General features: G+C 42.6%; 8 protein-coding genes. 6 read left to right on the top strand and 2 right to left on the bottom strand.

Going from position 1 to position 6000, the window contains the following annotated elements; translation table 11 throughout:
* Nucleotides 1-149: 149 nt before the first annotated feature.
* The 6 genes from ACYQ4O_RS11810 (at nt 150) to ACYQ4O_RS11785 (ending at nt 4294) form a co-directional block, all read left to right on the top strand.
* Nucleotides 150-524: a LysR family transcriptional regulator gene (locus ACYQ4O_RS11810; RefSeq protein WP_460175731.1), complete on the top strand. Its 375-nt coding sequence runs from the start codon at nt 150-152 to the stop codon at nt 522-524.
* A gap of 8 nt (nt 525-532) precedes the next feature.
* Nucleotides 533-1150: a LysR family transcriptional regulator substrate-binding protein gene (locus ACYQ4O_RS11805; RefSeq protein WP_460175730.1), complete on the top strand. Its 618-nt coding sequence runs from the start codon at nt 533-535 to the stop codon at nt 1148-1150.
* Between the two features lie 308 nt (nt 1151-1458).
* Complete coding sequence (locus ACYQ4O_RS11800) at nt 1459-2103, top strand: hypothetical protein (protein WP_460175729.1); 645 nt, start codon at nt 1459-1461, stop codon at nt 2101-2103.
* Nucleotides 2093-2431, top strand: a complete 339-nt coding sequence (locus ACYQ4O_RS11795; RefSeq protein ID WP_460175728.1) for a hypothetical protein — start codon at nt 2093-2095, stop codon at nt 2429-2431. Before ACYQ4O_RS11800 ends, ACYQ4O_RS11795 begins: the two co-directional genes overlap by 11 nt.
* A 108-nt stretch (nt 2432-2539) precedes the next feature.
* Nucleotides 2540-3805 carry an aspartate kinase gene (locus ACYQ4O_RS11790; protein WP_217984039.1) on the top strand — a complete coding sequence of 422 codons (1266 nt, stop codon included), beginning with the start codon at nt 2540-2542 and terminating at the stop codon, nt 3803-3805.
* A gap of 78 nt (nt 3806-3883) precedes the next feature.
* A complete protein-coding gene (locus ACYQ4O_RS11785; RefSeq protein ID WP_460175727.1) occupies nt 3884-4294 on the top strand; it encodes a VOC family protein in 411 nt (136 codons plus the stop codon).
* Nucleotides 4295-4359: 65 nt separating this feature from the next.
* Here ACYQ4O_RS11785 and ACYQ4O_RS11780 read toward each other — a convergent pair whose 3' ends face one another.
* Both ACYQ4O_RS11780 and ACYQ4O_RS11775 read right to left on the bottom strand, forming a co-directional pair.
* Complete coding sequence (locus tag ACYQ4O_RS11780) at nt 4360-4749, bottom strand: HIT family protein (RefSeq protein ID WP_460175726.1); 390 nt, start codon at nt 4747-4749, stop codon at nt 4360-4362.
* Nucleotides 4740-5858 carry an HNH endonuclease domain-containing protein gene (locus ACYQ4O_RS11775; protein ID WP_460175725.1) on the bottom strand — a complete coding sequence of 373 codons (1119 nt, stop codon included), beginning with the start codon at nt 5856-5858 and terminating at the stop codon, nt 4740-4742. The genes ACYQ4O_RS11780 and ACYQ4O_RS11775 overlap by 10 nt, the downstream gene beginning before the upstream one ends.
* Between the last annotated feature and the right edge of the window lie 142 nt (nt 5859-6000).

Here is a 6000-nt window from a genome sequence, read left to right as displayed (position 1 = left end):
GTATTAAGGGCGGGACACGCCCGGTTAGCCTGTGAAATGAACGGTGCAGTAAGGCCGTTGTCAGCAGGAACCCAACGAGACCTTCTACAACAATAGGCTACGGCTGTTGTAGTGGTGGTAGGGAATCGTCTTCGTTCACGAAGAGGAGGATGTCAACAAATCCCATAACCGAATCACGGAATATGAACTTACAAGACCTTCAGCCATCAGCATTTTTGACCTTCATTAAGGTTGCCGAGCGCGGCAGTTTTACTTCGGCATCCAAAGAATTAGGCGTGTCGCAGTCGGCTGTATCACAAACCGTGGAGAAATTGGAGGAAAAATTAGGAAGGCCTTTGCTTGAAAGAGGATCTCGTCCTTTGGTCTTAACGGGAGCGGGAAGAGAAGTTCTGCGTTGTGCGCGTCGTTTTGTCGAAGAGGCAAGGCTGATGCAAAACTCACTCAATCTTCAAGAAAACCGAGAAGTGAAGTCTTTAAGGATTGGTTTATCGGAGGTGGTAGACGGTTTTTTTCGGATAAGTTAGAGCAGTTTTTGATTCCGAAGCTTCAGTCGCTGGAAGTACAAACCGGCTTGATACCTCAAATTCTGGAAGACTTCGAAAACGGTTTGCTGGACATCGCAATTGCGCCCGACATTTCAGACCGTCCTGGCCGAATACGGCATCTGATTTTGGAAGAGTCTTATTTTGTACTTTGCAATAAAAAGTTCAGCGAGGAGTTGAGAAGTTTTGAAAGAGGTGCCTTTAGACGCGTTGGACTGCCTTTCATTTCTTATCGCTCCAACTCTGCCGATCGACGGAAAGCCCAAAGTTTCCTGAGAAGAATTGGGCTGAACTCGACAGTCAGTTACGAGTTGGAGAATACAAGGTCGGTAATAAGAGCAGTCGAAAACGGATTAGGCTGGACAATTCTTCCGCCGTTAAACATTCTTCTCGGAGACGATACTTCTCTTCTTTCTGTCCGAAAGATAGAAGATCCGGGTCTTAAGAAACGTCTTTTTATCGCAACCGATCGTCCGATGCTAAAACCTATGGTTGAAGAGTTGGGAGGATTGTTTTTCAAAACCTTTGATTTGCTATGCGGTCACGATAACTCCGAGGTGTTCCGTACTCTAAAAACAGGAATGAGATTGCCGGAACATATCTCTTGACCTCGTTTGATGGAGGCACATAACAAATCGGGCCGGCAAATTAATTTTTAAGCTGCTCAGAAAACGTAAGAAATCTGTTGACTTCATGTCTTCAGCTCGTATTTCTTTTTTTAAACGCCCGACTTAATGAGCCGTCGTTCTTGACCGTGCTTCGACGGTGATATAGTGAATAAATGTTAATAATGATTTCTGTTTTGTAACCGGAAAGACTGAGTTCAGCTCTAAATTTTCTTGCTGGAATTGTCATTGCGGTTGCAGAAGATTTCATCGTAGTTAGATAACGGTAAACAATATTTTTGAATAGCGCTGTGGAAGAAGACATCTCGCAAGTTAACTTTGTCGTTCAGAAGGTGCGTACAAGCAGGTACGTCTACGAATACAAGAACGTTTGGGATCCTGTTAATAAACGGTCTAAACCGCTTTACAGAATTCCTGTGGGTAAAGTCATCGGAGACAAGATTGTTCTAAATGATGAGTATCTCCAAAAGCGTCCTAACTTAAAGCAGGGCGATATTGTTCTTGCCGGAACGAAAGCGGTGCTGGCTAGCCGTCTTACTCAATCTATTCAGGACTTATTTGAATTTAAAGAGTTCCTGGGCAATATCGTTTGGGTTGATGATATTGATCATTTTGCGATGTTTTACCGTAAGCTGGGTGCGGAAATCAAAGCTGCCGAAGACGGCTTAGATATTAAGCTCTGCGGGATGAAACTTCGTGTTATGCAACGAACACCCGGGCCGCAGCCTCTGGAAGACTCCAAGCCATGCTCTTTTTACTTCGATATCGCAACGGAAAACAATATTTTGGCGTTAAGCTGTCAGCTGTATGCTAAAGGACTGCATAACGAATTAATCGAAATTCTTATCCCGGGAGGCGAGGCAGTTAGAGCTGTTTTGCTCAAAGATCCGGCTAACAATCAAATTATTCTAAAGAAACAAAACTATGTCAGATAATTCAATACTCGCTGCATCTTACTTATATAAGGTATTCGTCAAGAGACTTATTCTTGGCAGCATTTGTTGGGCAATGGTTGTCGTAGCCGTTATTGCTCTCGTTCGGTATGCCACACCCTCGGATTTTTGGGCAGGAATTCTTCTCTTAGTAGCTGCCGCCGGCTTTTATCTTTGGAATTTTGTCTATGCCGTCTCTTCCATCGTTGTAAGTATTACGTCTTCTGTTTCTAAGTGGTTGAAGACGGGGATTATCTTGTTCTGCTTGGTGGATTTATGTTGCCTGTTTTTGGGATTGCTCCTGTTAATTCATAAGCTCTTCATCAATTAATACAAGCAAATGGCAATAATCTGTAAAAAATCCTATAAATTATTACTGAAGTCTAAACATTGACGAAAGTTGGAAGGACTTGTTTTTAACCCATCGAGATCAAAAGAAATGGCATTGATTGTTCAAAAATACGGCGGTACTTCTGTGGGCAGCGTTGAGCGTATCAAGAATGTCGCACGAAGAATCGCTAAATGGCAAAACGCCGGACATCAGGTTGTCGTTGTTGTCTCTGCAATGAGCGGAGAAACTAACCGCCTGATCGGTTTGGCAAAGGAAATTCAAAAAAATCCTGACCCTAGAGAGCTGGACGTTGTGGCCTCTACCGGTGAACAGGTTACCATCGGTCTTCTTTCCATGGCTCTCAAGGCTATTGGTAAAAAGGCTAAGAGCTACACAGGTCCGCAAGTTAAAGTTTTGACCGACAGCGCTTTCACAAAAGCCAGAATTAAAGAAATCGATGCTCACCGTATTCTTTCTGATCTGGAAGAAGGCAATGCCGTTATCGTCGCCGGTTTCCAAGGCTGCGATGAAGAGGGAAACATTACTACATTAGGCCGCGGCGGCTCCGATACTTCCGCTGTTGCTATCGCAGCTGCTTTGAAAGCTGACGAATGCTTAATCTTTACCGATGTAGACGGAATTTACACAACTGACCCGCGCGTGGTTAGTGATGCAAGAAGAATGGATGTAGTGGCTTTTGAAGAAATTCTCGAAATGGCTTCTTTAGGCTCTAAAGTTCTTCAAATTCGAAGCGTTGAATTTGCTGGTAAATATAAGGTTCCGACTAGAGTTCTCTCTAGCCTTACAGATCCTGATATTCCAGTCGAAGAAGAAGCAAACTCTGGCACCCTAATCACTTTTGAGGAAGATCCGAAAATGGAAAAAGTTGTTGTTTCCGGCATCGCATTCAGCCGCGATGAAGCAAAAATTACACTCCCGCACGTACCTGATATCCCCGGCATCGCTTATAAGATTTTAGGAAGCGTTGCTGAAGCAAATATCGAAGTCGACATGATCGTTCAGAACGCCGCTAAGAACGGCTTAACCGACTTCAGCTTCACTGTTAACCGCAACGACCTTGATAAAGCTATCCGTGTTATTGAAAGCGAAGTTAGTCCGTATCTTGAAGAAGACGGCATCCTTACTGACGCTTCCATCGCTAAGATTTCTTGTGTTGGTATCGGCATGAGAAGCCATGCCGGTGTTGCAGCTAAGATGTTCAAAGTATTGGCAGAAGAAAATATCAACATCAAGATGATTTCTACTTCCGAAATTCGTACATCTATCGTTGTTGACGAAAAATACATGGAACTTGCCGTTAGAGCCCTTCATAAAGCATTCGGCTTAGATAAGGCTCCAACTGCCATGGAATAGTTCTTTTTTAAGAGCAGGGACTGCTTGAGGATCTTCTTAAAAAGATTTCTCCGCAGTCCTTTTTTATATCAGAAAAAAATGGAAGCGCTTTTTTCTCTGCAATCTTTGGACCACTTTGTTCTTACAACTGCTCAGCCCAACGAGATGGTGAATTTCTATTCAAAATTGGGATTTGAAGTTCGTAAAGACGGGGCAAGATATGAAATTCTTGCGCCTGCATTCAAAATCAACCTTCATATCAAAGGCCAAGAATTAGAACCAAAGGCTGCTTTGGCCGAGCCCGGAACCGGAGATTTTTGCATTGAAATCTCGACAGATAAGCCATTGCAAAAAATTGAAGAAGAACTCAGGACCCAAGGCCTGAACATCGTTTCCGGTCCCGTTGAAAGACACGGAAGGAAAGGTACGATGACCTCTATCTACCTCAGAGATCCCGATAAAAATCTTGTGGAACTGGCGTTGTATCCTAGGCCAAGTAACAAAAGATAAGCTGTCAAAGAAGTTGACAGAAGAGAAACACCGATACTTAAGCTGGTAGCATAAGTTCTGTTCCATCAATACTTTTGTTTTGAAGGTATAACGCCTCGAACGCCGCCGCGAGGATTTGCGACGTCTCCTTTGTATCTCGGGATCAGATGGACATGGACATGAAAAACCGACTGTCCTGCAGGCTCTCCTACATTAACTCCCACGTTGTATCCGTCCGGATGAAATTTTTCATCAACTTCTTTTTTCATGATACCCAGCAGATCTTGGATTGCTTTGAGCTCGTCAGAAGTTAAATCGAAGTAATTAGCCACATGCCGTTTTGGTATTACCAACACATGTCCCGGACTTACCGGAAAGCCGTCATAGACGGCAAATGCCAAATCATTTTCCGCTTGAATCGGAAGATTTTTCGGCAGATTGCAGAAAAGACATGGATTATTAACATCTATTGCCATAATTGAAACCCCATGTTTATTGCCGTTTTAGCCAAAGGATCGACATGCTCCTTGTACTTGTCGATAACGAATGTATCAGAAGCCGAAACAAAATCCGCAATGCTTATTCCAAAGAAATTTTCATACTCCTCAAAGAAATCTTTAGATTTGTTCGGATCGGTGCGGTAGTGGTATTTAACAAGACTTTGATGCTGCCGAGCTAAGGGGGCAACAAAAGCTTCATCAGGAATCAAATCGCTTTTTGAGGAGTTGAGACTTTTCTCTATTGGAGTTAAGTTCCAGATTTGATTGTGGACGACGAATGTCCACGGTAAGAAGTGATCCAGAGAAAAACTGTCGGCTGTGAACTCGTGACCGTAGATGTCTGTAGTAACTTGTTCTGAATTCAAGTAAGAAAGCCAAAATTTTCTCTGCGAATCAAGACTTAATCTGGAAGCTGGAAGTTCAAATTTTTTAACGAGGCCCGGTACCGCTGTATTTCTAGCTTGGAGGAAATCAGCGAAGTTCCAATAGGCAAAGTCTTTCAAGAGCGAATAATTCTCTCGAAAATAAGAGAGCCAAACAGGAGAAATTTTTATTTCTTCTCCATTATTTCTAGGAAAAGAATACGGATCTCGGTATGTTGCCCATTTAATAGATTCCTCAAGTGTTTCAGCTGTCTTTAAATGCCAAGGATTAAGAAAACATTGAGGCACGTATTTCATCAAAATAGAAAAGATGATTTTTTTAAATTTTTTAGGATAGTTCTGGGCGAATGCTTCTAGAACTCTTACCGCATCATTTTCTTTGTAGTGTGGGCTAAAAGGAAAGTCAGGTTCAATTTTCAATGCATTAATGATTTTAGTAATGCTGTCAAAACGTCCAAAGGACAATTTAAATCGTTGAGTGGGAATCCAAGCTTTTGCCACCATTCTTATACATATATCTTGGGTTGAAATCGTAAGAGACTGAAAGGAGGTTGGAGCTGATTCCTTCACTAGGTCAAGGATAGCTAAAAACCAAAGAAACTTGTATGAGGCTGTAGTGTTAGCGAAGGCCTTCTGTAGGGGCTGAGTGTACAGAGAATCCTCCGAGTCAAAGAGCGGCAAATTAAATTCACGGGGCTCCATTTCTTCTCCACCTGATATTTTTAGACATTTTATCCAATTCTGTTTCTCAAAGCCTTTTAAAATTGAATAAGAGAAGAGTCGGCGTCTTAACCACGAAAAGATGAAAGCAAAAGACGCCGGAAGGCTGAACACTCCGGCGTTT

This window comes from Turicimonas sp. TL08, assembly GCF_054660695.1.
The sequence above is the reverse complement of the archived record's forward strand: the minus strand, read 5'-3'. Positions and strand labels throughout refer to the sequence as shown.